Source organism: Aquimarina sp. (assembly GCF_977115655.1).
Window position 1 is genome coordinate 1 of sequence record NZ_CDSBKO010000148.1, and the last position, 1,522, is coordinate 1,522.

Below are 1,522 nucleotides of genomic sequence, written 5' to 3' on the forward strand. Positions count from 1 at the left end.
AAGCCGCAGGCTCCACTCCTGGTGGTGCCCTTCCGTCAATTCCTTTAAGTTTCAGATTTGCAACCATACTTCCCCCGGAACCCATAAGCTTTGGTTTCCCGGAAGCTGCCCGCGAAGTCAAAGAATAACTCCCGCGGATCGCTAGCTGGCATCGTTTACGGTTAGAACTAGGGCGGTATCTGATCGCCTTCGAACCTCTAACTTTCGTTCTTGATTAATGAAAACATCCTTGGCAAATGCTTTCGCAGTTGTGCGTCTTGCGACGATCCAAGAATTTCACCTCTAACGTCGCAATACGAATGCCCCCGTCTGTCCCTCTCAATCATTACCTCGAGTTCCGAAAACCAACAAAATAGAACCGAAGTCCTATTCTATTATTCCATGCACCACTATTCAGGCAAGTCGCCTGCTTTGAGCACTCTAATTTTTTCAAAGTAAACGTTCTCGCCACCCAGAGCACTCGATGAAGAGCACCAAGGGAAAACAAGAAATAAAGCCCAGGTACGGCAGTACCACCCATTTGGGGGACCACCAACCTAGAGCGCAGATCCAACTACGAGCTTTTTAACCGCAACAACTTTAATATACGCTTTTGGAGCTGGAATTACCGCGGCTGCTGGCACCAGACTTGCCCTCCAATAGATCCTCGTTAAAGGATTTAGATTGTACCCATTTCGATGACGGGCCTCTTAGAGAACCGTCTCGTTATTTTTCGTCACTACCTCCCCGTACCGGGAGTGGGTAATTTGCGTGCCTGCTGCCTTCCTTGGATGTGGTAGCCGTTTCTCAGGCTCCCTCTCCGGAGTCGAACCCTAATTCTCCGTTACCCGTGAAAACCATGGTAGCCGTGTAAACTACCATCGAAAGTTGATAAGGCAGACATTTGAAAGATACGTCGCCAGTACGTGGACTGTGCGATCAGCATAGTTATTCAGATTCACCAAAGAGCGGGCAAGCCCGATTGGTTTTGTTCTAATAAATGCATCCTTCCCTTACGGTCAGGACTTACTTGCATGTATTAGCTCTTAGGTTACCACAGGTATCCAAGTTGAGTAAGATCTAATAAACTATGGCTGTTGTAATGAGCCATTCGCGGTTTCTCCATTAATCGGAATGTACTGAGACATGCATGGCTTAATCTTTGAGACAAGCATATGACTACTGGCAGGATCAACCAGGTATTTGTCGTATTTCACCCAACACTTAAGTCGGGAACGACACCTGAAGTTGTTCACTTTAACCTGCTCCACTACCACATATGGATTCGTGTACCGTACTCGCATTCAACTGCAACCCACATCTAGAACAAACTGCCCGTATAATCGAAGCGTTAACTTCGACTAGGCAAACGGTAGCATGACTAGCATGCATGACTGCATTCTGTGCCCAGGATTTGGTTAGCAGGTGTTTTCTCACCGGCTGAAGTTGCACTCCTCACCACTCGCTTGCTCGCTTGCAACTCCAACGTCTGTCAAGTTCGATTTTTTAGGCTGAATACATATTTTTACAAAAAAAAAAAAAA

At 46.6% G+C, this 1,522-nt stretch carries 1 rRNA gene; it reads right to left on the reverse strand.

Going from position 1 to position 1,522, the window contains the following annotated elements:
* Positions 1-1,186, reverse strand: a 16S ribosomal RNA gene (locus ACZIYX_RS23920); the annotation flags it as partial.
* Between the last annotated feature and the right edge of the window lie 336 nt (positions 1,187-1,522).